The 24,436-nt window shown below is 57.2% G+C and carries 24 protein-coding genes; 6 read left to right on the top strand and 18 right to left on the bottom strand.

Annotation, left to right across the window (positions count from 1 at the left end; translation table 11 throughout):
* The first annotated feature begins 418 nt into the window (after positions 1–418).
* On the top strand, positions 419–649 hold the full coding sequence (locus QTL96_RS13225; protein WP_289727984.1) for a hypothetical protein: 231 nt from the start codon (positions 419–421) through the stop codon (positions 647–649).
* Between the two features lie 455 nt (positions 650–1,104).
* Here QTL96_RS13225 and QTL96_RS13220 read toward each other — a convergent pair whose 3' ends face one another.
* The 7 genes from QTL96_RS13220 to QTL96_RS13190 all read right to left on the bottom strand — a co-directional run bounded on the left by QTL96_RS13220 (position 1,105) and on the right by QTL96_RS13190 (position 8,212).
* A complete protein-coding gene (locus QTL96_RS13220; RefSeq protein WP_289727983.1) occupies positions 1,105–1,974 on the bottom strand; it encodes a sugar phosphate isomerase/epimerase family protein in 870 nt (289 codons plus the stop codon).
* A gap of 123 nt (positions 1,975–2,097) precedes the next feature.
* Entirely contained in the window at positions 2,098–2,742 is a 645-nt protein-coding gene (locus tag QTL96_RS13215; RefSeq protein ID WP_289727982.1) for a nucleoside/nucleotide kinase family protein, read from the bottom strand.
* 29 nt (positions 2,743–2,771) lie between these two features.
* Positions 2,772–3,632: a sugar phosphate isomerase/epimerase gene (locus QTL96_RS13210; protein WP_289727981.1), complete on the bottom strand. Its 861-nt coding sequence runs from the start codon at positions 3,630–3,632 to the stop codon at positions 2,772–2,774.
* A 3-nt stretch (positions 3,633–3,635) separates the two neighbouring features.
* Positions 3,636–4,631: an ABC transporter permease gene (locus tag QTL96_RS13205; RefSeq protein WP_289727980.1), complete on the bottom strand. Its 996-nt coding sequence runs from the start codon at positions 4,629–4,631 to the stop codon at positions 3,636–3,638.
* Positions 4,628–5,641, bottom strand: a complete 1,014-nt coding sequence (locus tag QTL96_RS13200) for an ABC transporter permease (RefSeq protein WP_289727979.1) — start codon at positions 5,639–5,641, stop codon at positions 4,628–4,630. Before QTL96_RS13200 ends, QTL96_RS13205 begins: the two co-directional genes overlap by 4 nt.
* Complete coding sequence (locus tag QTL96_RS13195; RefSeq protein ID WP_289727978.1) at positions 5,634–7,124, bottom strand: sugar ABC transporter ATP-binding protein; 1,491 nt, start codon at positions 7,122–7,124, stop codon at positions 5,634–5,636. Before QTL96_RS13195 ends, QTL96_RS13200 begins: the two co-directional genes overlap by 8 nt.
* A 113-nt stretch (positions 7,125–7,237) precedes the next feature.
* Positions 7,238–8,212: a substrate-binding domain-containing protein gene (locus tag QTL96_RS13190; RefSeq protein ID WP_289727977.1), complete on the bottom strand. Its 975-nt coding sequence runs from the start codon at positions 8,210–8,212 to the stop codon at positions 7,238–7,240.
* 265 nt (positions 8,213–8,477) lie between these two features.
* On the opposite strand from QTL96_RS13190, the gene QTL96_RS13185 reads away from it, so the two are divergent.
* On the top strand, positions 8,478–9,548 hold the full coding sequence (locus QTL96_RS13185; RefSeq protein ID WP_289727976.1) for a LacI family DNA-binding transcriptional regulator: 1,071 nt from the start codon (positions 8,478–8,480) through the stop codon (positions 9,546–9,548).
* Positions 9,549–9,742: 194 nt separating this feature from the next.
* Positions 9,743–10,039, top strand: coding sequence for a DUF982 domain-containing protein (locus tag QTL96_RS13180; protein WP_289727975.1), 297 nt, complete (start codon positions 9,743–9,745; stop codon positions 10,037–10,039).
* Positions 10,040–10,094: 55 nt separating this feature from the next.
* Here the strand turns inward: QTL96_RS13180 and QTL96_RS13175 are convergent, their stop codons facing one another.
* The 8 genes from QTL96_RS13175 to QTL96_RS13140 form a co-directional block, all read right to left on the bottom strand.
* Complete coding sequence (locus QTL96_RS13175; protein ID WP_289727974.1) at positions 10,095–10,433, bottom strand: STAS domain-containing protein; 339 nt, start codon at positions 10,431–10,433, stop codon at positions 10,095–10,097.
* Positions 10,434–10,440: 7 nt separating this feature from the next.
* A complete protein-coding gene (locus QTL96_RS13170) occupies positions 10,441–11,001 on the bottom strand; it encodes a hypothetical protein (RefSeq protein WP_289727973.1) in 561 nt (186 codons plus the stop codon).
* A gap of 3 nt (positions 11,002–11,004) precedes the next feature.
* Positions 11,005–13,362, bottom strand: a complete 2,358-nt coding sequence (locus QTL96_RS13165; protein WP_289727972.1) for a SpoIIE family protein phosphatase — start codon at positions 13,360–13,362, stop codon at positions 11,005–11,007.
* Complete coding sequence (locus QTL96_RS13160; protein WP_289727971.1) at positions 13,362–14,525, bottom strand: class I SAM-dependent methyltransferase; 1,164 nt, start codon at positions 14,523–14,525, stop codon at positions 13,362–13,364. The genes QTL96_RS13165 and QTL96_RS13160 overlap by 1 nt, the downstream gene beginning before the upstream one ends.
* The gene (locus tag QTL96_RS13155) at positions 14,522–15,028 is read right to left on the bottom strand and encodes a hypothetical protein (protein WP_289727970.1); all 507 of its coding nucleotides are present in this window, start codon (positions 15,026–15,028) and stop codon (positions 14,522–14,524) included. The genes QTL96_RS13160 and QTL96_RS13155 overlap by 4 nt, the downstream gene beginning before the upstream one ends.
* An 18-nt stretch (positions 15,029–15,046) precedes the next feature.
* A complete protein-coding gene (locus QTL96_RS13150; RefSeq protein WP_289727969.1) occupies positions 15,047–16,747 on the bottom strand; it encodes an EAL domain-containing protein in 1,701 nt (566 codons plus the stop codon).
* 459 nt (positions 16,748–17,206) lie between these two features.
* Complete coding sequence (locus QTL96_RS13145; RefSeq protein WP_289727968.1) at positions 17,207–18,568, bottom strand: diguanylate cyclase; 1,362 nt, start codon at positions 18,566–18,568, stop codon at positions 17,207–17,209.
* A 411-nt stretch (positions 18,569–18,979) separates the two neighbouring features.
* Positions 18,980–19,318: a hypothetical protein gene (locus tag QTL96_RS13140; RefSeq protein ID WP_289727967.1), complete on the bottom strand. Its 339-nt coding sequence runs from the start codon at positions 19,316–19,318 to the stop codon at positions 18,980–18,982.
* 503 nt (positions 19,319–19,821) lie between these two features.
* Between QTL96_RS13140 and QTL96_RS13135 the strand changes: the two genes are divergently transcribed.
* The 3 genes from QTL96_RS13135 to QTL96_RS13125 all read left to right on the top strand — a co-directional run bounded on the left by QTL96_RS13135 (position 19,822) and on the right by QTL96_RS13125 (position 20,910).
* Entirely contained in the window at positions 19,822–20,208 is a 387-nt protein-coding gene (locus tag QTL96_RS13135) for a hypothetical protein (RefSeq protein ID WP_289727966.1), read from the top strand.
* A gap of 55 nt (positions 20,209–20,263) precedes the next feature.
* Positions 20,264–20,464: a hypothetical protein gene (locus QTL96_RS13130; protein WP_112943651.1), complete on the top strand. Its 201-nt coding sequence runs from the start codon at positions 20,264–20,266 to the stop codon at positions 20,462–20,464.
* Positions 20,465–20,652: 188 nt separating this feature from the next.
* A complete protein-coding gene (locus tag QTL96_RS13125) occupies positions 20,653–20,910 on the top strand; it encodes a CrpP-related protein (protein WP_289727965.1) in 258 nt (85 codons plus the stop codon).
* A 161-nt stretch (positions 20,911–21,071) separates the two neighbouring features.
* Here QTL96_RS13125 and QTL96_RS13120 read toward each other — a convergent pair whose 3' ends face one another.
* From QTL96_RS13120 to QTL96_RS13110, 3 genes are read right to left on the bottom strand one after another with little or no spacing between them, the layout of a single operon-like run.
* Positions 21,072–21,827 carry an SDR family oxidoreductase gene (locus QTL96_RS13120; RefSeq protein ID WP_289727964.1) on the bottom strand — a complete coding sequence of 252 codons (756 nt, stop codon included), beginning with the start codon at positions 21,825–21,827 and terminating at the stop codon, positions 21,072–21,074.
* Positions 21,817–23,304 (bottom strand): sulfatase-like hydrolase/transferase, encoded by a 1,488-nt coding sequence (locus QTL96_RS13115; RefSeq protein ID WP_289727963.1) that lies wholly within the window; start codon positions 23,302–23,304, stop codon positions 21,817–21,819. The genes QTL96_RS13120 and QTL96_RS13115 overlap by 11 nt, the downstream gene beginning before the upstream one ends.
* Before the next feature lie 29 nt (positions 23,305–23,333).
* The gene (locus QTL96_RS13110; RefSeq protein ID WP_289727962.1) at positions 23,334–24,365 is read right to left on the bottom strand and encodes a LacI family DNA-binding transcriptional regulator; all 1,032 of its coding nucleotides are present in this window, start codon (positions 24,363–24,365) and stop codon (positions 23,334–23,336) included.
* Between the last annotated feature and the right edge of the window lie 71 nt (positions 24,366–24,436).

The following is a 24,436-nucleotide window of genomic DNA, read 5'->3' as shown; positions in this document are numbered from 1 at the left end:
TTTCAGGACAGTCCACCTGTTAACTCGGTTCGGCAGTGAGCGGGCGCTGATCACTTGATCCCAGCGGCGACCGGCAAAGCGCTGAACTTGATCTTGAAGGACCGGGGCTGTAGAGAGGCCGCTCGAATAACGCATGGACTACAGACTTTGACTATACGATACCTTTGGACCCTCGACCGTGCTGGTCAGCGGTCCCGCAATGGCCTCGCGACTGAAAACGAACTCCTCGATATCCTCGACAAAGAAGCTCTCCCCTGTGTCATGCCCGCCGATTGGCTCCTGGCGACAATGCAAATGGACATGGAAGGCAGCGGCCTTTCGATACACGAGTCCAAGCACAATCCGCAGGACACGTGGAAGCTTGAACTGAAACTGGCGGCGTAAAGCCGAAAGCAGCACACAAAGCCGGAGTATGATAATGAGTGAACGCACCGTAGAAGATGCAACGAAGCGGATCTATGAATCCCTCCAGGCTGACAATGTCGAGATCGATGAGCGCATCGCAGACCTCAAGGCCGCATTGACGCGTGCGGGTCAGAAAGAGGCCGTGTTCGACACCGCCAAGCTCGTACAGAGCAATCGGGAGGGCCGAAAACGGATGAAGGCTTATTTTCGCCAGCGCGGGGTTGCGGTTAAGTTCTCGGACTGACCGTTGCTTCTCGGGCATTGCGAATGCAAGGATCACGCGGTTTTATTTGCCAGCGCTGCGTTAACGCCGCGATCGGTTGCTGGATAGCGGAACTCCCGCAGGACCGGGCTTCCAACTCAACGCCGGTGCCCCGGCCTCCTTCACAGCCAGTTCGCTTAGCCGCTGATTGAAGCGTGCAGAGGTAAAAGACCATCGACCCCGAAGCCCGGCCTCTGTGCCGGGCTTTCCATTTGCCATTAAGTAGCGCTTTTATCCTGCCCTAGTGAGTAGTCGGACCGCGCTTGGACAAGCGAATGAGGGAGCGATCAATCAGGGTGGTGCGATCGTATTTGGCTGGACGAAACAAGAAAAGCCCGCACAGATGCGGGCCATTCAGATTTATCCGGAATTTCGAAATCCGAGTAAACGTGCACAAGCGCATACGACGGTGCACTTTTTTACGAAACGCGCCGCGCTCAACCGCCTAGGACGAACCTCGAGAATGCGAGAGAGTTTTTCGCATCCTCATCCATCTTGGCCTCGTTTGCACCGTTAGTCAGATCGCGCCACACGCGAATGTCGGACCCGATCGTCCCACCGGTCTTCACGAATGGCTCCATTACGACTGCACCCGTATAGTTGATTTCACGAAGCGCCAGGCCAATCTCGTGCCAGGGAATTCGTCCCTTTCCGGGGACGCGGCGGTTGCTTTCGCCGGTGTGGAAATGCCCAAGCAGCGGGCCAGCGGTACGGATGGCATCGCCGAAGCTGTCTTCCTCGATGTTCATATGGAATGTATCGAGCATCACCTTCACGTTCGACTTGCCGACGTCTTTGACGAACGCCACGCCTTCAGCGGCAGTGTTCAGGACGTGGTTTTCGAAGCGGTTCAGCACCTCGATGCAAAGGTTGATGCCCAGATTGTTCGCGAAGTCTGCGATACCATGAATGCCTTCGACGCCGCGGGCCCGGTCTCCAACTTTGTCGACCGGCTGCGAGTAATCGACCGGCCAGTACGAGTGAAGCGCGCCGCCGATGGATTTGATGTCAAGCTTGGCAACGTTGTTGAGGGTCTGCTCGAAGAAGGCCTTGCCGGCCTTGCGCACGTTGGCATCGGGTGACGACAGGTTCTTTGTCTTGGACGGACCGATGCCGGCCGTCAAGATGATGCCGTTGTCCATAGCGCTCTGTTTGATCGCCGCCAGATCCGCATCGCTGTACTCGTTGATATGATGGGCCGCGACTTCGATGATATCGAAGCCGAGCTTGGCCACCTTCTCGACGTAGGGACCGAACTTGGCGCTCCATTCATGCTCCCAGTAGGAGTAGTAGATACCGTGTTTCATAAGAGCCTCCTTGAGGTTTCAGCTGTCTCTGGTTGAAGGCTGGCAGGTCAAAGCACCGACGAAGCCGGTGGCAGCACCTGCAGCCGAAAGGGGCGAACCGAAGAGCTCGGTTCGTTTGGGCGATTAGTTGTTGTCGATGCGTCGATCGGGCTCGGCGCTGCCCGATATGATCGCAAGGCCGTTCGGGAGATCGTTCTCCTCGACCTTGCGGTTAATTTCCTCTGGATCGAGCCCATAGGACCGCCACCGATCCTGAAGGCGCTTTCGCAGGTTGTCTTCGATGACATCTACGAAGACGGTGAAGTCGAAAATGGGCTCGAGCCTGTCCCATGGAGCCTGGCGGGAAAGCAGATAGTTTCCTTCGCAGACGATGATTTCAGTCGACTGCGGTATCAGGCTTGCGCCTGCACGGGCAATTTCGATCGAGCGGTCAAAGACCGGAACGGCAACGACATCGTCTTCGTTGACCTTCAGCCGCTCCAACATCCGACGGAAGCCATGTGCATCGAAGGTATCGATGGCCCCTTTGAACGGCCGCCGCCCCATCTGCTCCAAGACGATGTCATCGAAGTGATAGCCATCCATGGGGAACAAGGCCGCATTGATGCGCTCACCCGTGAGGGCCTTCACAACCTTATCGGCAATGGTCGATTTTCCCGATCCAGGGGCGCCAGCAATGGCAATCAGGATCCTTTTGCCGTCATTTCGTGACAGACGTTCAGCCGCAATTTTCGCAATCACGCTCGCGTTTTCTTCAATCGTGCTCACGCAATTTCTCCCTTCTCTCGGGCTTGTCGCTACACACCGAATTCCGACAGTCCGTATTGCGCAGCCTTGCCACGCAGGAAGGACAGACCACCTCCCATAACTTCCTCCACGTCGCGCGCCACCGGACGCCACGTAGAGATGTCACCGGCCATCTCTTTCGGCATGCTGACAAAACTTTCGAGTACCAGAGCGCCTTTGAACCCGATTGCTGAAAGCGCAACAAAGATCGGATCCCAGGGGACGTTGCCTGCGCCCGGAGTTCCGCGATCGCTCTCCGACATATGCATGTATTTGAGGTGGTCACGGGCAGCGAGGATGCCGTTGGCTGCTCCTTTTTCCTCCATGTTCATGTGGAATGTGTCGAGATGCACGAACATATTGTCCATGCCGATACGCTCGACCAGCGCCACGGCTTGCTCGGCCGTGTTGATCAGATGGTTCTCGTACCGGTTCACAGCTTCGATCCCGAGCAGGATCCCCTTGGACTTTGCACGTCTCGCAGCAGCTCCAAGCGCGCGGGCCAGGTTGTCGTACTCAGCCTGTGTCGGCAGCGAACCGGTTCGCTCATTGGTTCCGCCGAACGTGACGCCGGTCAGCGCCTCTGCACCCATCTCGGCTGCCTTGTCGATCGCGGTCTCCAAGTGGTGGATCGCGGCATCGGGCTCTCGCGACGCCCAGGCTCTTTGCGGAAGCACAAGCGAGCAGGCTGCCCGAATATTGTTCTTCTCGAGAAGCGACCGGGTGTGCCCGGCGTCGACTGCGGGTGCATCGAGCAAGGGTATTTCGATGAAGCCCAGCTGGTACTTCCTCGCGCCGGCAATTGCCCGCTCGGCACCCGCGTGGTCCCAGTTCATCGTCCACATGCTTGCGTGAATTCCAAAACCTTGCACGGTTCAACCCTTCTTCTTGTGTGAGGCCATGTAGGCCGAAGCGATGGTTCTCGCGGCCATGACAACGATCATCAGAACGCCCCATAGTGCGGTTGCGAGATGTTGATTTGCTCCCATCAGGTTAAGGCCCGACGACAGGAGCTGAAGCACGATCAGCGCGACAAAGACGGGCAGAACTCGTCCGAAACCACCGAACGGATTGATCCCGCCCAGAAACGCCGCCAGCACCGTGATCAGCAGGTAGGATTCACCGTGACCGACACGAACCGAGTTGAAGCGCGCGAGCATGATCACGCCAGCGACCGCGCACATCACACCTGAAAGCGTATAGACGAGGACGAGAATGCGACGCGTATTCAGGCCAGAATACTGCGCTGCCTCGATGTTCGACCCGATCATCAGAAGGCCGAAGCCCAGTTTGAAGCGTGTCAGCAAGAGCTGCCACAGGCCCACGCAAACAATGAAGATGAGGAGCGGTATCGGCAGGCCAAGAATTTGCCCGTGCCCGATCGGAGCGATGAAATCCGGGAAGCCGGAAACATCACCACCGCGTGTCAGAAACTCGCCCAGACCACGCAAGAATATCATCATCGAAAGCGTGACCAGGATCGGATGGGCACGGGTATAGGCGATTGCGGCTCCGGTCATCAGGCCGGCTGCGCCGCCGGTGGCAATTGCTGCCAGCACACCGAGCAGAAACGCGGATGGTGGCGCATCGACGCCGCCGTATGATTGCATCACCCAGGCCGCGGCAAGTCCCGACAGATTGGCGGTGAAGGTGACCGACAGGTTGATGCCGCCAGTCAAGAGAGGAAGCAGCATCGCAAGTGTGAGAAGGCCAAGCTCGGGAAGCTGGAATGCGACGGAGCCGAATGTTGCAGCGGAGATGAAGTTGTTCGCTGCAAGACCGAAGATGATTATCACGGCCAGGAACGCGATGGCTGGGCCTGTCATGTCAGCGCCGAAAGTGGCGTTGAACCTTTGAGCTATGGCTTTCATCGGTGTGTGCTCCCCCTGCTGGTTCCCTTGGCAAGGAACGGCAGAAGCTTGTCGATCCGTGCGGAAGAAAGCGTAATGGCGATGAGAATGATCGCGCCGACGATCATCTTGAATGCGAAAGGTGAGACCCCCATCAGGTTCAGGCCGTTCTGTGTGATCGAAACCATCAGCACACCCAGGACACAGCCAATAACCGAGCCCTTGCCACCGCCAAGACGGGCTCCGCCGAGAACGGTTGCGGCAAGGACGTCAAGCTCACGACCGTAAAGTGCGTTTGGAACGACCTCCTCGGCATAGTGAGCCTGCATTAGGCCGGCGATCCCCGCCATGAGCCCAAGCCAGCCGAACGAGATGTAGTGCATGGCTCCGATATTGATGCCGAAACGGCGCGCCCCCTCTGGGTTGTCCCCGAACGCGTAGAGCTGCCGGCCAATAGTCGTGCGCGAGATCATGAACCAGGTCGCGACGCAGCAGATGATCATGACGACGACTGGCAGCGTGAGCTCCACCCATGACCCGTCAGGCATCTCACGTTCGAAGAACACGACGCGTGTCGTCAACCACTCGGGCAGATCATAGATCGACACACCCTTGGTGAAAAACATCAACAGTCCAAAGAAGATATTGAACGTAGAGATCGTCGCGACGATCGAGATGATGTGGAGCCGGTACACCAGCGCGGCGTTGATCAAGCCGAGGCCAATTCCGACAGCGCCGGCGATGATGAAGCCTTCGGCCCAGTTTCCGCCTCCCAAGGCGCCGAGCGCCAGGGCGGTCACGTACTGGACTACCGATGCGGCAACGGCAAAGGAAATGTCGATGCCGCCGGAGATCAGAACGACCAGCAGTCCAACGGCAAAGATGATATTGACGGCTGACACGTTCAGGACGTCAAACGCGTTCGAGACAGTAAAGAAGCGATCGGTCTGAAAAGAAAGGACGACGCACAGCACGACCATGACCGCAAGAAGCGTGAATTCTGTTGTGTGTCCAAGGATTAGTCTACGCATAGACGGCGGCCTCCAGTTCGGCGAGCGACACGTTGCGCGGGTCGTAGGTCGCGTGGATCTTGCCTTCCACCATGTGAATGATGCGGTCAGCATTGAAGAAGACCTCCGGCGGTTCGTCCGAGATCAGGATGATCGCAAGCCCTTGCGCCGCAAGCTTGCGCACGATCTCGAAGATGCCAGCGCGGGCACCGACATCGACGCCAACTGTTGGAGCATCGAGGATGAGGATCTTGGGACCAATGGCGAGCCACTTGGCGATTGCAATTCGTTGTTGGTTGCCGCCAGACAGCGTTCGGATGGGATCATCTGGCGTACCAATCTTGACACCCAGCGCCTTGACCCAGTGGTCGACGACACTCGCCTTCTTGGTCGGCGAGATCATTCCGCCGGACAGGAGCTTGTCGAGCGATGCCATGACCAGATTGTCGGCAATCGACTGTGGCTGATTAAGCCCGAGTGCAAGACGGTCTTCGGACAGATACGCGACGCCTGCACGAATGGCGTCCCGATTGGAGCCGAAGCTTACACGCTTGCCCTCGATCGACATTTCACCCGCCTGGGGCCGATGCATGCCAAAAATGGTCAGGGCAAGTTCTGTGCGCCCGGCACCGAGCAGTCCGGTGATCCCAAGGGTCTCACCTCGCCTCAGGTCGAACGACACGTTCTCAAACTCGCCTGCGCGGGTGAGGCCTTTGACCGAGAGGACGACGCTTTCTCCGTGATGATCGGACGCGATCACCGAACTGTCGAAGTTTCGACCCGTCATGAGTTCCGTGACCCGGGACTGGGTCATCCCTTCAACTGGGAAGACGCCGACAAGCGCGCCGTCACGAAGGACGGTCATCCGATCAGAAATTTCGAGGACCTCGGCGAGGCGATGCGAAACGAAGACGACGGCGACACCTGATGCCGACAGGTTCCGTACGATATCGATCAGGTAATCGGTCTCCGACTGTGTCAGCGATGCGGTCGGTTCATCCATGAAGACCAGTCGAGCTTCGCCAACCAATGCGCGAGCGATGGCGACGATCTGACGCTGTGCGATCGGCAATTCTTTCAGAGGCTTGTCGAGATCGATACTGACCCCGAGGCGGGCCAGCGCCTTTTCGGCAGCCTCTTCAATCCTGCGCTTGTCGACGAGACCATATTTCCCATTGACCGCATACTGAAAACCGATGTTTTCGGCGACAGTCATCTCCGAGAACAAGGCCAGGTCCTGCCAAATGACCTGAATGCCGAGCGATTGGGCCAGCGTCGGTGTCATCGCACTGATCGGTTGGCCATCGAAGAGGAATTCGGCACCGTCCTGGGGCTTATAGACGCCGGTTATGATCTTGATGAGGGTGCTCTTGCCGCAGCCATTCTCGCCTGCAAGGCAATGGACTTCGCCCGGATTGACCTCGAACGAGACCCCTTTGAGGGCCCGTACGCCACCAAAGGTAACTTTGATATTCTTGAGTGAAAGGAGCGGTTGCGCGCTCATAGCATATCTCCCTGTTCTGCCGCGCGATCGGCGGGTCCGCAGGTGCCGGTAATCTTGGATTAGAGGTCGCGAGGAGCAGGCTCCCCGCGACCCAGGCCTGGGCTTGGGGAGGATCAGAGGCCCATGGCAACTAGCTTGTCGATGCTACCCTTGTCGATGGTCAGGAGCTGGTCGACAATGATTGTATTGCCCTCGGGATTGATCTTGCCGAGACCTTCGATGTCATCGCCGGCCTTGGGAACCTCGCCCTTGGAGATGCGGTCAGCGAGCGTCACGAAGACCTCGCCGGCCTGCTTGGGGTTCCACATGAAGCCGCCGGTCAGCGCGCCCGATTTGATGAGCTTGGCGCCCTGCCCTGGCGAGAACGGACCGATCACGAAGACCTTGCCGTCCTTGCGGCGCTCTTCAACTGCGCGGCCAGCGCCGATTGGGCCCTGCGAGCCGAACGCCAGGAAGCCTTTGAGGTCGGCATTGGCAGCCATGAGGTCGAGAGCGGTCGAGCGGCTCTTGTCGACGTCCTCGGCCACGCCATAGCGGTCACCAACAAGCTTCATGTCAGGATAGTTAGCCTTGATGTAGGCAATGGCCGCATCGGCCCAGGCGTTGTGCAGCGGAACCGTCAGCGAACCGACGAATACCGCGTAGGAGCCTTTGCCGCCCATCTTTTCTGCCAGAAGCTTGCCGTGGGCCTCGCCGAAGCCCTTTGCAGACGCGAGTTCGAAGTCCCAATCAGCACCGACCTGCTTGGGGGATTCATGCGTGATGACCTTGATACCGGCTTCCTGGGCCTTTTTGAGAACAGGCTCCAGAACCTTGGCATCGTTCGGTACGACACCGATGTAGTCAACCTTTTGAGCGATCAGGTCTTCGATGGCGCGAACCTGAAGAGCCGGATCGGCGCTGGTCGGACCGACCATGAAGCCTTCGACGCCGAGCTTGCTGCTCTGCTCCTTGATGCCAGCCTCCATGGCGTTGAACCACGGGATACCACCGATCTTCACGACCACGCCGATCTTTGGCCCAGCGAAGGCGGCGGATGCAAGAAGCGTCAGCGAGAGGCCGAGCGTGACTGCGAGCATTCTCTTCATGGATTTCTCTCCTCCGGTACTGACAAAGGAGATGCGCCACACGAGCCCCATGCCTGTGTGCTAAGCGCTTTCGGCTCCATGACAGAACCTCCTCCCTTGCCGCTTTCCTCAAAGCGTCCATCTTGTGCACAATCGTTCTTGCTTTCTTGCACAATCGTTCTTGCTTTCTTGCACAATCGATGGTGCAATAACCATATCATTAAAAAGGGTTTCGTCAAGAGGATCGATTGTTCTAAATGGTGGAGGCCGATGAGGAGATTCGGAGATGTCTGAAAAAGAGCAAAAGAAAGCAACGATTTACGATTTGTCGGTTGCTTCCGGAATATCGCCGTCGACCGTCAGCGCAGTGCTCAATGGCACTTGGCGCAAGCGCCGAATTTCTGAGGAAACCGCTGACAAGATCATGTCGCTCGCCAAGGCGCACCGCTACACCGCCAATCTTCAGGCACGCGCGTTGAGGAGTTCGCGCTCAGGTCTCACAGGTCTTCTCATCCCCGTCTACGATACGCGCTTCTTTTCCTCGATGGCCCAGACGTTCGAGGCTAAGGCGCGTCATCGTGGGCTGGTCCCGATGGTGGTTTCGGGTCGGCGCGACCCTGAGGAAGAGCGCAGAACCGTCGAATCATTGATCGCCTATTCCATCGATTCGCTGTTTGTGGCCGGCGCGACTGATCCAGATGGCGTTCACCAGGCATGCCTGCGGGCAGGCGTGCCGCACGTCAACATCGACCTACCTGGCCGGTATGCGCCCTCAGTTATCTCGGATAACCGTCAAGGCGCTGAAGCGCTGACGACAGCCATTATTCGACACGCCGAAGCGACCGGCCCGCTTGCTGCAGAGGACGTATTTTTCTTCGGTGGACGCGCTGACCATGCAAGTCGGGACCGCGTGATTGGCTTCCATGCGGTCAAACAGGCGATCTTCGGAGGCGAGGTGCAGCAGGATGACATCGAGGTGACAGGATATTCACCGGGTATGACGGCCCTTGCCTTCGAACACTTCTACGAACGGCATGGAAGGCTGCCGCGCTGCTTCTTCGTCAACTCGTCGATCAACTTCGAGGGGCTGTTGCGGTTCATGGGCCGTCATGATGGCGAGGCCTTCGGGGACATCGTCGTGGGATGCTTCGACTACGATCCTTTCGGGTCGTTCCTTCCTTTCCCGGTCTACATGATCAAACCTAACGTGTCTGAGATGCTTGATCGAGGCTTTGACCTGCTGGAAGACGAGGATGCAGAGCCGCAGATCATTATGATCGAGCCGCAGCTCGTACCTCCTCGCACAGCGCTCGAGGGGCCGCTTGATGCGATCAAGGATCCTTCGCCCACGAGCTAGCGCCGGCTCCAACTGACGCTACGTCTGTTCGTGCGAGGCCCTCGCGCGCGGAAGTTCGCGGTCGGTGCTTGTTCTTCAATCTGGATAGCGTTTGGCTGAGCAACAGCGCCATCAACCTGTGCCACTTAGCAAACTGTTAACTGGACCGTTTCTTGCAATGCAGCTTATATTAGCACTTGCAGGGAGAAGGTGTCATGGAATGCTACAGATCCGAGACGTTTTTATCGCTGACCCTGGTCGTCGAGCAACGGACGGTCAGAATCAGGACATTGCTCGACGCAGCGAATGCCCTGCTTACCCACTGGGCCGATGATGACGGTGAAGAGTATGTGGTTGCTGTCAAAGAGTGCCTTGATGCAATAATGGGAAAAACGACCGTCGAGATTGCCAGAGCGGCATTCATCCGGGCGGTGGACGAAGCTGGCATGCGTATCATCACGCTCGTGCACTCTGAAGGCACACCCTCGCCAGGCGCAAGGAGCGCTGCGTGAGGCGCTGGATGGCCGCGCCGGACACTTTCGCGACGTGCCGATGGGGTCCCTTTGTTCAAGCTAGTCGTAGGTCGAGCTGCGGGTAGAGTTTCTTCAGGTTCGGGAGCGACTTTGTCTGCCAAGGATACTGGCTCGTCCCTTTTATGACCAGTTGGACCGTCGGGTTTTTCCGAGCCTCGATCGTCAGTTTTGCCAGAAGGTTGATGCCGGACGAGTTCAAAAACTCCAGTCCCGTCAGATCAATGATGACGCGATCGTGCTCGGCTCCCAACATCCCCGAAGCCAGCGCAAAGATCGGAGCATAGGCGTCCGGTCCGGCCAACCGTAAGACACCGTCAAAATAGACCTCGTTGCTTTCAGCCCACACTCTGAAGTCTTCGTCTCTGATTTCCATCGTTTGCTCACAAATTTGAGGTCAAGGGAACTGCAACGGCGGCCGTCGTCGTTAACATGACACGGTCTGTCTCATGGGCGCTGAACTCCCACGTCATTTTGGCACCGTAGTCACTGAGAAGGGTCAGCAACCCCAGGCCCGACGTACTGCCGTCGGAAAGAGCATTCGCTTCAATCTGCCGGATCAGCAAGTCGCCGGGATCATCGTCGAGGATTTGATCGAGTTTGCGCTGAAACACCTGCGATGTTACCCCATCTATCGGGTTTCGGACACGTAAGAGGAACTCGGTATCGCTGAGGCAAGCCTCGATTTCGATTTGCGCTGGCAACCTGAACTTGACAGCGTTCTCGATCAATTCGTTTGCAAGATAGCTGATACTGTGGTGGACGTCGTTGTAGCTTTCCTTTTTCGACGCGAACGGTATCGCCATGACTTCCGCGATGAAATCTGACGTGACGCCTGAATGCCTCCAGCCCAATTGCAACGGGCCGTCGATGAGTGTCAGGCGTGCCCCGCCTTCGAAGTTCAGGTCCACCAGCTCGACGGAACCGTAGATTTTCCTCGCCATACCTCACCTATGCCTCAGTACGAGAAGCGTGATATCGTCGTGGATCTTGTGAGATCCCACATATTCCATCAGGGTATTCGTGATCCCCAAGACAATTGCGTCGGCACTTTTGTCTTTCAAGCGCAAGGCCTCCGCGCAAAGGCGATCTATTCCGAACAGCTCCCCGGCGCTGTTTTCGGCCTCCGTCACGCCATCGGTATGAAGTACAATGATATCATCCTGTTCGAACGGAATTCTGATCGAATTTACGAACGGAGAAATATCAGCTTCAAGTCCGATCGGGAGGCCGAGATCCATGGTGTCGATCCGTTCGAGCGTACCGTTGGAGCGGATCACGATCACTTCTTCATGCTGACCGGACAGGATCATCTCCTTGCCATCGTAATCGAGAAAGGCCAGCGTGACGTGCTTGTCGATCTTGGTTCGCTCGATGTTTTTGTAAAGGGCGCTATTCAAGTCGGTCAGGAACTTCACTGGGTCGGTGTTTCCCGCTTCCTGAAGCGCTCTTGCGACGGACTGCACCATCAGCATTAGAACGCCGCTTTCCAGGCCGTGACCGGTGACGTCACCGATGCCGATCTTCAGACGGTCACCGCTTTCGAGAACGTCGTAGTAGTCGCCGCCAACCTCGTCTGCGGCTCGCATGTAGGCGGCCACTTCAAGCGTTCGCGCGGATTTTAACTCCGCCTCCAAGGGGAGAACCATCATCTGGATCCGCTCGGCAACCGCCAACTCTGAACCCAGGCGGCGGTTTTCCCTCTCAAGCTGGGCGTTGAGAGCGGAAATTTCCTCCTTGGCGTCCTCGATTTCGGCGGTACGTTCCTCGACCAGTTGTTCCAGGTTTTCGGTATGGAAGCTGATATCCTCTGCCATCTTGTTGAACGCCTCGGCGGCTGCGCCAACCTCGTCACGGCTGGTTACGGCCACGCGTGCCGAGTAGTCCTTGGCTTGAATCCTTTGCGCGGCGCTGGCAAGTGCACTGACGCCAGCGGTTATTCGCTTCGATGCAGCAAGGACTGCCACGGTGACGATCAGCAGCGATCCGAGGATCGCCAATATCTGGTAGGCAACGATCCTGTTTGTAGCATCGGTGATCTTGCTCTGTGCGGTGACAAGAGAGGCGTAAATTTCCTGTTCCGGAACCACGATGCCAAGCGACATGGTTTCCGATCGCACCGGCCCCGTCGACCACAGGTTGGTCGCAGGCAGCTTCTTCATGATGAGCATGAACGGCACTTGGTTTCCATCGACATTGAGGAGCAGATGTTGGATCCCCTCTTGTTGATTGAGGGCCAGTTTCGCGATAGCCGGCTGTGTACTTGTTCTGAGCGACCTCTCGACGCCGGTAACGCCGCTCCCCTTACCTTCGCTGGCGGCATTCACCCCGATTGTGTTTTCGCCCGTCTTGTTGATCGCGATGACGTTGCCATCGGACATCGCCAGGAAACCAAAACCACTCTGCGCGACTTTGACGTTTTCGACGATCTGCGCCAGTTGATCGAGCGTGATGTCCGCGCCGACCGTACCGACGACATTCTTCCTGTCGGCTGTCCATAGGGGATGAAAGAAGCTGACGATCAGCTTGCCGGTAATTGCATCCGTGTAGGGCGCCGTTTGCGTGATGTCGGAGGCGGTCGGTCGCGTCGAGGGGTCTATCGCCCAAGCCTGCCATGATTCATAAAGTCCTGGAAAAAAGAACTCCCAGAAATTGGCATCGTTATGCCCCGGATAAAGGCGATCAAAAGTCTGTGCCTGGTCCGTATAGGGTGATGTGCGGAAAATGGGCCGCTCCTTGGGCCCGATGTAATACATCTGCAGCTTTGACGAGCCACTTCTCAAGAGACTGGGAGCCACAATGTCCAAAACCGCGCTGGTGTCGATTTCCGCCTGAACGTCCGGTCGAGGCAAATGATCCTGACCCAAGAGATAACCCCAGACACTGACCACGGAGGCGGCACCGGGGGCGTTTTGCGCCCACCGGCCTTTCGGGTCATATGTGACCCGAGTACTTCCCGGGTAGGCCATCGCCGCAGACATCCCGATCTTAGCAGCCAGTGCTGGGTCCGCGATCTGGTTCTGCATGATCCCGGCAAGGACCGTCACGTCGCTATGGACTTGATCGATGAGTAGCGAGACCTGCGATGCGGTCGAACTCGCATATGACTGCAGGTAGTCCTGGCTGGCACTCTCCAGACCATGGCCGACCTCGGTCGCGGCATCGCGAGAGAGCCGTTGAACGTTCCAAAGAGCAAGCCCGCCGCTGACAACAAGGTCAAACAAGACAGCGCCGCCGACCAGAAGAACGAACTTGGCTCGAAATGAACCCCAGCGTATCGAGGGCTTAGCGGTTGTCTGATCCATCAGTGAGGCTTTCTGGCTGAAGCCGCCCAGATGGGCCAGCCTGCATAGCCTTTGGGATGTAGTGCTGCTGTTCGATGGTCGACGAAGCCCTGCCTGAATCTCCTGATAAACTCGGGCGTATCGCCTCTGCGCACGGCCATCTCACCGGCATAGACGTTTTCCCAGGCCTCGATCACGTCCGCAAAATCCTGAGGATCACCATCCATGTTGGTGACCATGAAACTCTCAACCTTGATGTCTTCAAATCCAGCCTCGGTCAGCAGCCGCCGGCTCTTGGGGCCCATCTCCACGTCCATGTCGAAATGGGCGAAAAGTTTCGCAACCTCGGCGTATGTCCAGGCAATTGATTCGGCGTGCGGCTCGCCGAGGCAATGGGAGTTCTTTTCGTTGGTAATGTAGACCCTGCCGCCTGGGCGACATATGCGGTAAAGCTCGCGCAACAGGATCTCGGGCCGATCAAAGATCTGGAGAGAGTGACGACAGGTCACGAAATCAAACTGATCGTCGGCCAGGAGCATTTGGGAGGCGTCGCCATAGACATACTCGACCTCCGTCAGGCCGAACTCCTTGGCAACGCGACGCGCATATTCAAGGCTTCGCTTTGAATGATCAAGTGCGACTATGCGGGCGGGCGCGAACTCCTTGTGTACCAACGCGGCGAAATCGCCGATGCCGCAACAGATGTCGGCGATTTTTGCGCCAGTTTCGAGACCATGGCGTGGAAGCATGTGACGCTCGTGTCGCCAGGTCATTTTGGTCTGGGTCCGCAGAATTGGGATGAAGCTCTCATCTTCTACAAAATCTTGCCCCGGGTAAAAGGCGGAGTCGTAGACCTCTACGGCGAGGTTTTGCCCTGTCTCCGCGAGCGTCTGGAACAGCCTGGTGGACCATGAAATCACGCTGGAGGTTACAATGACGATCCGCAGCTCTGCGCGAACCGAAACGAGGCAAGTCCTCAACGCCTCGAAGGCGGTGACATTGATCTGTGTCAGGCGTTTTACATTGAGGTAGGCAACTCCGTCGCAGCGTCCGAAGCTTTCGACCACGAGGCGAAGAACATCCTTGATCTGTGCCGAGGATTGCGGCCTCAGCTTCCCGACGAGGGCCACTTCTTGATTTGTGGGATCGAAACTTGCTGCGAACTGGGATGCGTTGGGATTCACGGCTGCTCCTCGTGCCAGAGGAACCCCGCCGTAAGGGCTATTCCGTCAGGTGCTTCCTCTGCCGCGGCCAATTGGACCTGACAAACATCCGCGAAGCCTGCAAGGCGGGATACGTCATTGATGATGACGCGACCGAGATCTTGAGCCAGCGCTGCTTTCTGCGCTCTACCATCAAGCCCCATGCAGATGGCAGCCCGGGCATCGGCTGCGCAATGAAAGCTCAATTTGATGCGAACAAGCCCGACCTCCCTGTAGAGTTCGAACTTTACGGGCCCCGTCACGGCTGAGGTCTTAAACGCCAGTTCGACAAGCTCGTTGACCGTCACTGACATGAAGTTCGAATAGCGTGCCGGATCGCCATGTAGCTGGCCCACAATGTGCGATAGATAGTCTGCAACTTTGTCGCAAAGTTCCCATTGTGACTGGAGCAGAGCGGCATCGAGCTCCAATGTCGCCATTGGGCCGTAGCTGCTTTCAGACTTCGCGACCGCGACTGCTGCCATAAAGAGCTCCACGCCACATCAGGTTGAGGTTTCGATGTTCATTCCAGATCGATCTTGGCCGGCTTTCTCGCTCAAGAAAGGTGGTGACCCAAGGCCCTGGTTCATCGTCGCCAGGAAGCTCTTCATCGCATTGACCTGGAGCGGCGGGCTGATCACATATCCCTGGATACGATCACATCCGTGGCTGTTTAACCATTGGACCTGCGCGGGCGTCTCAACGCCTTCTGCTGTGACAACCATTTCCAGGTCATGCGCCAGCACGATCACGGATCGGACAATGGCCTGGCTTTTTGAATTGTTTTCCAGATCTGAAACGAAGTATTTGTCTATCTTGATCGTATCGAACGGAAAGTTTTTGAGGTAGCTCAGCGAGGAGTACATCGTCCCGAAATCGTCGAGCGAGATGCGGATTCCCAGGACACTGAGCGTATTGAGTGTGTCGAGATTGTCGACCGTACGTTCGAGCAGAACGCCCTCCGTGATCTCCACCTCGAGACGGTCCGCCGCCAGGCCTATCTCGTCAAGTGTCTGCGATATGCGATCGGTCAGCCCGTCTGTGAGAAACTCGGCGGGAGACACGTTCACGGCAAGAGTGAATTCCTCTGGCCATTCAAGCGCCTCGCGACAGGCTTGCTCCAAGACCCATGAGCCGATCTCGGGCATCAAACCGTCGTTTTCGGCAATAGGAATGAAGACAGACGGAGGAATAGTGCCCAATAGTGGATGATCCCACCTGAGAAGCGCCTCGAAACCCGCAATCCCCTTGCTTCCCACGATAGGCTGATAGTCGATCGAAAACTGATGTTTTTCCAAAGCCATGCGCAGGCTTCGCCGAAGCATTTCGCGCTGTTCGATGACATGGAGCATGTTTGCTTCGAACGCGCTTGCGCGTCCACGTCCTTCTGTCTTGGCCGCGTAAAGAGCGACGTCAGACGCTTTCATCAGCTTTTCCGGATCGCTGCCATCTCTCGGTGCCAAGGCAATTCCGATACTGATCCCCACAAAAACCGCGATCCCATCCAACGTGAAGGGCGCTTTGAACGCGCTTACCAGTCGTTCGCCGAGTTCACGACTTTGACCGGAGTGGCCTTGTCCGATGGAAATGACTGCAAATTCGTCTCCAGCCAGCCTGTATGCCCGCTCATTGTGGCCGAGGCAGCTTGCGATCCTGCCGGCGGCAAGCTGAAGCAATTTATCGCCTGCCGGATGACCGAGTGTATCGTTGACCGGTTTGAAGTCGTCCAGATCCAGCTGCATCAAGGCAACGTTATCGGCAGGGCCACTTATGGCCCGCAGAGCCTGGGAAAGGTCAGATGAGAACTGGCGGCGGTTGGGTAGCCCGGTTAACGGATCATGCGTTGCCTGATGGAGTAGCGTCGAGCGATCTTCAGTTTCCATGGGGCGGTCAGCTTCGATCAGTCCAACGAGATGACCGATCGCGAAGACCGTAACGTCAATCAATCGGCCATTGCCAAGATCGCGAGCAAGCCGAAGGGGCTCTTGCTTCCCTTCCTTGAGGTATCTGAGGATATCAGCCCTATCCAAATGCGGATATCGTTGCTCGAGCGATATCGTGGGTGTGACGTTCATCACTTTGGTGAAAATGGTCGAAGCATCAACGAGATTCAGATGTCGATCAAAAATATCGACCCTGTTGGTGTTCCCCGTGCGGTCCGTGTCCGGCGCGGACGCCGACCAGTTGGATTGGGGTTCTGTCATTCGTCGGCGGCTCCTGTCACTTTCCGAACATAGACTCAGGACGACAAAGCACTTTTAAAGTGCATACATTAGCAGCCACTCTTTTAACATATCAAAAATAGCAGCAAGACATTTCTTACCTGCGACAACCTGCTAGCGAGGATGTAGGGTAAACTCCGCTTTCGTCACCTCTTGCAGTTTGGGGTCGAGCGCGGTGTCTTCGAGGATGTTTACGGTTCGGTTAAGGTAGGCGATCGGGCGATGGACGGTGGATGGCGTTTTCCGCGTGTGGGTGCACACACGTTTGACGTGACGTCACCATTTAATGTCGAACCAAGGGCCTTCCCAGATAAAAACCCGGCGCGACACCCTATACGAGCAACCCAAACGGCTGTCCGCTTCGTCATTCAGGAGGAAGTTGGCGCCTGCCGGTAGGAGAAATCGTCTCGACGCCGGTGAGATGGCAGCAGGGCCGGCGGCCTAACCGACAGCCACGGAAAGCTCATATGTCGTCGATGCAACCACTGCGCCGCGACCGGAAGCCTTGGCCTCATACAAAGCGCGGTCGGCCCGTCGCAGAACCTCTTCGCAGCTTTCGCGACTTGCGTTTGTGACGTCAGCAATTCCAAACGATGCACCGATCACTACCTTGGCGGCGGACAGCAAATACGGCTGCGAAAGAATCCAGGACAGGCGGCGGCAATGCCAATCTGCATCAAGGAGCGGAATATTGGGCATAAGGACGGCAAATTCGTCACCACCCAGGCGGAAGACGACGTCGTCTTCCTTGCATCCGCCGCCAAGGCGCTGAGCAACCTGCTGGAGAAGTTCGTCACCTGCCGCATGTCCGTGCCCATCGTTCACGGATTTGAAGCCATCGAGATCGATGCACACGACCGTCATCGGACACTGCGAACGCAGTCGCTCGAATTCGGGTGCCAATAGCGCCCGGTTTGCCAGCCCGGTCAGGAAGTCATGCGTTGCAGCATGGCGCATGCGCTGCTCGGATTCCAAAATCGAGCTAATGGCCTTCCTCGAAAGCCTGAGCGAAAACAGGCCGCCGGCAACAAGGACCACCGTTACCACGATCGCCAACGGCAGTGACTGACGAAGAAGGTCCTTTGCGGGCGTCGGCGATCGCCACGAGAGCACCTCTGTCTGTCCGTCCGGTCGCGTCGCTATTTCCACGCGAGCCCGGTCCGATGCAACCGTGCCCAGGGGGCCGACGGTAGGATCGTCAAGCACAAAGCGATTGCCAAGGAATTCAGGAAGGCTCCCGGCGATCGGGACCGCGGATACGAGAACGGGAGCACGACTGCTGCGCGGGACAGACGTATGGAAGTCGGACTGAAAAAGGCTGGCCGTAAGCATGACCGCGTCGTTGTCCACGACTTCGACCTTGCTGAATGCTATGGGGCTTGGGATGCCGGTGGGCCTCGATTTGGCCTCCGCGGACCTGACTTGTTCGACGAGAACGCGGGCATCATCCACGATGACCTGAGGTCCGCGGGCGAAGAATGCCCGGTCCTTGATCTCATCGGCGGTCCTCGAATAGATCAGGGCGTCGTCTGCGTTGAGGATTGCTGCAAAACGGGTCCTGGAGGTTCCGATCAACGATTGGCCGATGTTGCGGTCGGCCCATTCGGGGTCGAATGTGTTGTCGAGTTTTGCGATCGATTCGTCCCAGATCGTCCAGGCCGTCAGTGCGAATTCGAGGTCGGATGTCCATACGGCGATGTTTCGCTTGACCAGCGTCTCCTGGCGCTGGCGGCTTTCGGCGTCCAGTCTGGCGACACCTAATGAAGGGATAGCTGCCAATCCTGCGATGACGATCGCCGTCAAGATGAGCGCTGGTCCTACCAGCTTTAGGTGAGCGAAGCGTGTGGTCAATTCTGGCATCCTGGGCTTTCTGGACGCCTGTCATAGTGCTTGTCGGTTTCGGGCGGGTTACCGCGGCATTCCATTTTGGTGAGTGCGGTTAATTTCCCGTCTGCAACGGCAGCCAGGCAATCCCACCGTGGAGGCCAAATCGTGAGCATCGCCAAGAGGTGAGCGATGATCGGGGCGGGGTGATAGCCTCCCCTCGCCCGTGGATTTAAATGCTTTGATCGCAGGGGATGCGGCAAACAAGCTGGAGCGATTGCCAAAGCCCCGGCGCAGAGGCGAGCCAGTAGCGAAACGGACAGGCTCCGGCACTCAATGGGAATTGGCCCCTCCCAGGATGATCATCCTGCCGAAGTCATCTGCAGCAGATCAATGGTGGGTTTGCGATGCTGCGGCCGATCCGCCTGGAATTTCGCCATGCGATCCAACGTCGTCACCCGGCCCCTTGAATTGCTCAAGCCGCTCGGAAACACTGGCGACGTAGCTGATCCCCTGCTCGAGGAGTATCTCGGCTGCCCTGAAGTTTTCGGTTGTTGGTCCGGTACCACAGCCCCGGATCGAGCCTGCTAGATAGGCTGCGTTACGGGCCGACTGGGTGTCGCCAACTTCGTCAGCATCTTCCGCAACGCTTTCCAGCGCCTGCGCAACGAGCAACATCATATTCGCTCGCTCGATAGCTGTCATTTCGTTCAATGTGCGTGCGGTCATCTGTGCCACCCATTGTTTCGCCGTTGCAAAACGTGTGCTTTGCGGACGATTTCTTCGTTGTTGTGGAGACATTCAAGGACATTGACCTGTCCGTATCCACCAGATGGCCATCGAAAGTGGCGGTGGCAAGGCCGTACCCATGCCGCCTAGACAGCACAGTCATGCGTGAAATGGGTAACAGCGCGGCTTCAAAACGCCAGCGCGCACTCGCCGACCCTTCGTCACCTCTCGGATAAAGTTTGTCGTCGTTGCGAACGCGAATCCTAATCGGCACTCCTTCGCCAAGCTGCTCTCGTCTGATCCGGAAGCAACATCCGTCCAATCCGGAATGCAGCGTCGGCCAATCCGGAAGCTAGCTCCGTCCAGATCGGATTCTAAGGTCGTCTATTTCGGAATTGCGCGCGGTCCGGGGCGCCGGTTTCGCGGGGCACTAGCGGGTCGGTTGCTCGCCCTTACCTAAACATGTTGACTTCACCAGTTATGAGAACATAATAGGAACATCCTTGTTCAAAAAGAGGACGGCCGATATGACATCATTACCAATCAGGCGTCTGCGGACCGATGAAATAACCGGAACGTATTGGACGCCCCCAACTACGGCTACACTGGCCGAGATCCATCCCAGGCTCATGGCTATCGTCATCGTGAAAGCCGATAGCCGCGACTGGCAACTATATTCGGCGAACGTCTTCGACATGGAGTCTGGCGGGCCAATTGGCTATTTCGAGATAGCGCGCGATCCAGCTGGCGGCCGAGCATGTGGCCTCTTCAGCGAAATCGGCTCCCAGAACGCAGCTCCCGTGCCAATCTGGTTTGATTGCAGCGAAGACATCGATGCCACCGCACGTGCCTTCCACCGTATTCTAATCGCAGCCGGTCAAGTTCTATAAGAGTGAGCTTCGGTCTGTTCCAACCAATCCTGCCACTGCCGAAGAGGAAACGTCCATGAGTGACATCCATCGCAAGGTGCTTCAGCACGCACCAAAACTCGTCGCACGCAAATGCCATTGTGGCGATTGGGCGGGGTTTGGATTTTGCAATGAGGATCGTCAGGAATGGTGGTGCTGGAAGCACTACCCCTACAAGACATCAGCCAGACTGGAAGCTGCCGAGATCGCAGCAAAGCTCGGCAACCATGCAGCGTAGATCGGAAAAATGATCAGTTCGATGGTCGTGACCGGCGTTAACGGTGCCGAATGCGCGACCAACGGCTGAAGCACTCCATGCGCGAGACTTGAGCAACCGCGATGGTAACCATCCCGAAAGGTTCCATTAGCACGAGCTTGCGAACAGGCCGGTCAATGCTAAAGTGCATCGTCACGGCGGAATTTTGATTGACAATCGAGGAACTGATCGACCTTCAGGAAGCGGGTGCGCGTGCGCGCGTTCTCGGCCTGAACGCCTACGAAAATCCGTATCTAGCGCCCGATCGAAGGCCAGCTGGTGATACAGCCGCGCTTGAAGACTGGCTTGCGCGCCACGATGCATGGAAGTTCGGCTGGGAGGCAGAGGATGCGAGCCGGGATGGCCGCATCTCGGTTCACTTCAAGGCCTTGCTTGCCACCGCTATGGCTCAACCCAGCGGCACTTGAGTGCGACGTTACCATTTGCTCTCGAGCGATAAGTCGGCAGGCGTCCAGACGCGAGCAGATGAGGTGCGCGCGTATGGATGAGAATGTGCCACCGGCCTTTATTGCCGACAAAGGTGTCGGGCAGAGCGGATGCCCTCGCGACCTGCATCCCCGTTTTTTTGTCATGTAATTCCGGCATCAACGAGGAACTGTGCTCCTGTACATCCCCGAGCATCGTCGGATGCGAGGAATAACGCCATCGCCGCGACGTCGCGAGCAACCAACCTGATCTTGATCGCCTGCATCTTCATGATTTCAGCTTCACCCTCGGACGTTCGCCAAAGTGCATCCTGGCGCGATGTGGATATCGCCCCCGGGATAATGCAGTTCGCGCGAACCCCACTTGCACCCAGCTCTCTGGCAAGCGTCTTGTTCAAGCCAATGATTGCTGCCTTTGAAGTCGTGTAGGCGACCATTCCCGGGCGACCTTTCATGAAGGAGGTCGAGCTCGTGAACAAAATACAACCCTGCCCTCGCCGTTTCATCCCGGCCGAGACAGCTTGAGCGGCAAAGAACTGATGGTCGAGGTTGACAGCAAGGCGATCGCGCCAATAATCCGGCTCCACTGCAAACATGTCATGTCTGTCGTCATTGCCGGCATTGTTGACGAGAACGTCGATTGCTCCCTCCATCTCTTCGATTTGAGAAATGACGCGACGAAGCGCATTGATGTCGCGCAGATCGCAATGATGGAATGTGCCGCCGACTTCAGTCGACACATTTTGCCCGGCGCCTTGATCGAAATCGATAAAGTGGACCCGCGAGCCCTGTGCGAGGAAAGCGTCTACGAGCGTTGCTCCGATGCCACTGCCGCCGCCGGTGACGAGCACCACCCGCTCTTCAAGGCTTCGATAGCGCGTAAAGGGACTATCTTGCATTGCGTGAGGTTCCTCCCGGCGTGTGAACTCCAATTTCGGAAGCGATGGCCTGCGTCCACCCCTGTGTCTTCAGGTCGCTCCTGATCCGCCATTTGAGGATTTCGGTGATCAGCCCCTGCTTGATCCCTTGATGGTCCTGATCGTTCCACAGATCGTTGATCTCCAGTGGATCTTCCTGGAGATCGAACAATTGTCCTTCGTCGTTTTCAACGAAGTGGACCAGCTTGTAGCGGCTATCGCGGATCATCGTCATGAACTCGGTGCCGCTCAAAATGCGGTCGCCTGCATGTTCGCAGTAGACGAACTGCCGCGGCGTGACCTCTTCACCCTGGAGATAAGGCATGAGCGACCGAGCCTCCATCCAGCGTGGTACGGAAAGCCCTGCAAGCTCCAGTATTGTCGGTCCGAAATCGAAGAGCGACACCAGGTCATCGACCCGACGCCCCCGATCAACACCTTTCGGGGACCAGACGACTGCAGGCACCCTGACGCTCTGCTCGTACATGGTCCATTTCTGACTGTGCCCATGGTCGTTAAGGCAATCTCCATGATCGGACGTGAAGATGATGATCGTCTCGTCCAGAACACCTCGCCGCTCGAGCGCTTCGATCAGCTTTCCAACCTGGTTGTCGATCATTGAGACGTTGGCGAAGTAATGCTCGCGTTGGCGGCGCAGTTGCTCATCGCTGGGGTTCTGAAGGTGGACGACCGCATCATGGTCGACAGACAGATGTTGTTCTCGAAGTTTCTTGAGTGCGGAAGGCTGACGGTCGATCGCGTCCCGGTCTATGACCGGCATGGGAAGGGGGCGGCCGTCATAGAGGTCCAGGTACTCCTTAGTCGGATCGTAAGGCGGATGGGGACCGGGAATTCCGATCTGCAGAAAGAATGGCTCCTTCCCCTGATAGCGGTCCAGCCACATGGCGGCGAGTTCAGGTACGAAGTTGTCAGAGTGGAGATGTTCCGGCAGTTCCCAGGTAAAGGCACCCAGGCGCTCACGGTAATCTTCCCGCCTGCGGTACGTTACCCGGCTCGGCTTTTCCAGGCCGTGCGTCCAGAATGCCTTGTCCCAGGTGTCGAGGTAGAACGGCAAGCGATCGGTTGCACGGTCCTTGTTTTCGACGACATGGCGCTCGTGGAACCCGAAGGGCTCCTCAAAGGGCGACGTGTGCATCTTGCCGACATTCACGCATCGGTATCCAGCATCAGCCAACTGACGCACCCAGCTGTGGGTCCAACGCTCATCGTTGCGAAACACACCATTGGTGTGGGGGTAAAGCCCCGTGAACAGGCTTGCTCGCGACGGCGCACACGACGGCGAGGTGACATACATGTTGCTGAAGCACACCCCCTCGCGCACCATTCTATCGAGGTTCGGCGTGACCATGTGGTCAAATCCAGCCGCTGCAATCGTATCGAAGCGCTGCTGGTCTGTCAGAATGAAAACAATGTTTGGGGTCTTGCTGGTATCGGCCACACCCGTTCCTCCCATGGATCAGTTGGTCGTCAGATCGAACGAGTGCTGTCGCGAGCAACGAGCTTACAGTCGAGCGTCATCGTCGTTGAAGGCTCATCATCGATACGGGCGAGAATTGCCTCGGCGGTCTTTTCGCCAATCCGCTGGCGATCCGGTCGGACGGTGGAAAGAGATGGCGTCATGCAGCTTGATGCTTCGCTGTCGCCGAAGCCGATGACTGAGATGTCTTCGGGCACGCGTTTGCCCAGATCCTTTAGCGCGCGCAAAACACCGAATGCTATGACGTCACTATTGCAAATGATGCCGTCGATACCGGGATGCCTCGAAAGCAATTCCCTTGCGAGATGATCGCCGAGGTCTGGCTTTCCGGCTTCCGGCCTGGTGGCAAACACAAGATCGCCCAATCCAGCGGCTGTGATTGCCTGAGCAGCTCCGGCAGCGCGCTTTTGCGCTCTGGCATCGTTGTCACGCATACTGCCTAGGAACGCCAGCGACTTACAGCCACGCTCGATCAAATGACACGCCTGTGCCGCGCCAATTGCCAAGTGGTCCATCCCCACTGCGGTATCGATGATATCACCGCCAATATCCCACATCTCGATGATCGGCACACCCGACGCGCGAAGGAGCTCGGTTACCTTGGGGGGATGATCGACACCGATGATCGCAACAGCAGCTGGCCTCCAGCTCAAGATGGACCGAACGAGTGTCACCTCCTGGTCTGGATCGTAACGGGTATTTGCGAGCATCACTTGAAGGTTGCTCTTCAGCAGGGCGGACTGCAGTGCGTCCAGGATCGACGCGAATTCGGAGTGATAAAGCGAAGTGACGACGACACCCACAATGTCGGATCGCGTCCCGGACAGGCCGCCTGCCAATCTGTTTGGCACGTAATTCAGTTCATCCATGGCCCTGGTGATTTGTCGCCGTAATTCGGTACGGACGGTGTTGGGCGCGCGAAGAGCCCTTGAGACCGTATTTACCGATACGCCGACCATGGCCGCCACCGAGGCGAGCGTCGGTGGAGATCCTCTTCCCTGATGCTCTGACGTGTCTTCCACCTGCTTCACCGCGAAAATGATACCGTTGCGTTAACGGTAACTTTATGCCATCGTTTTGCTCAGGAGACAAG

It is taken from the genome of Rhizobium sp. S163, assembly GCF_030380805.1.
GTDB lineage: Bacteria > Pseudomonadota > Alphaproteobacteria > Rhizobiales > Rhizobiaceae > Rhizobium.
This window is presented reverse-complemented; position numbering and strand designations above follow the sequence as displayed.

Excerpts from the sequence above, each read along its gene's own strand:
- QTL96_RS13205 (WP_289727980.1), bottom strand. The coding sequence starts at position 4,631 with ATGAAAGCCATAGCTCAAAGGTTCAACGCCACTTTCGGCGCTGACATG.
- QTL96_RS13190 (WP_289727977.1), bottom strand. The coding sequence starts at position 8,212 with ATGAAGAGAATGCTCGCAGTCACGCTCGGCCTCTCGCTGACGCTTCTT.
- QTL96_RS13130 (WP_112943651.1), top strand. The coding sequence starts at position 20,264 with ATGAGTGACATCCATCGCAAGGTGCTTCAGCACGCACCAAAACTCGTC.
- QTL96_RS13140 (WP_289727967.1), bottom strand. The coding sequence starts at position 19,318 with ATGACCGCACGCACATTGAACGAAATGACAGCTATCGAGCGAGCGAAT.
- QTL96_RS13225 (WP_289727984.1), top strand. The coding sequence starts at position 419 with ATGAGTGAACGCACCGTAGAAGATGCAACGAAGCGGATCTATGAATCC.
- QTL96_RS13175 (WP_289727974.1), bottom strand. The coding sequence starts at position 10,433 with ATGGAAATCAGAGACGAAGACTTCAGAGTGTGGGCTGAAAGCAACGAG.
- QTL96_RS13180 (WP_289727975.1), top strand. The coding sequence starts at position 9,743 with ATGGAATGCTACAGATCCGAGACGTTTTTATCGCTGACCCTGGTCGTC.
- QTL96_RS13155 (WP_289727970.1), bottom strand. The coding sequence starts at position 15,028 with ATGGCAGCAGTCGCGGTCGCGAAGTCTGAAAGCAGCTACGGCCCAATG.
- QTL96_RS13195 (WP_289727978.1), bottom strand. The coding sequence starts at position 7,124 with ATGAGCGCGCAACCGCTCCTTTCACTCAAGAATATCAAAGTTACCTTT.
- QTL96_RS13120 (WP_289727964.1), bottom strand. The coding sequence starts at position 21,827 with ATGCAAGATAGTCCCTTTACGCGCTATCGAAGCCTTGAAGAGCGGGTG.
- QTL96_RS13165 (WP_289727972.1), bottom strand. The coding sequence starts at position 13,362 with ATGGATCAGACAACCGCTAAGCCCTCGATACGCTGGGGTTCATTTCGA.
- QTL96_RS13170 (WP_289727973.1), bottom strand. The coding sequence starts at position 11,001 with ATGGCGAGGAAAATCTACGGTTCCGTCGAGCTGGTGGACCTGAACTTC.
- QTL96_RS13150 (WP_289727969.1), bottom strand. The coding sequence starts at position 16,747 with ATGACAGAACCCCAATCCAACTGGTCGGCGTCCGCGCCGGACACGGAC.
- QTL96_RS13220 (WP_289727983.1), bottom strand. The coding sequence starts at position 1,974 with ATGAAACACGGTATCTACTACTCCTACTGGGAGCATGAATGGAGCGCC.
- QTL96_RS13185 (WP_289727976.1), top strand. The coding sequence starts at position 8,478 with ATGTCTGAAAAAGAGCAAAAGAAAGCAACGATTTACGATTTGTCGGTT.
- QTL96_RS13200 (WP_289727979.1), bottom strand. The coding sequence starts at position 5,641 with ATGCGTAGACTAATCCTTGGACACACAACAGAATTCACGCTTCTTGCG.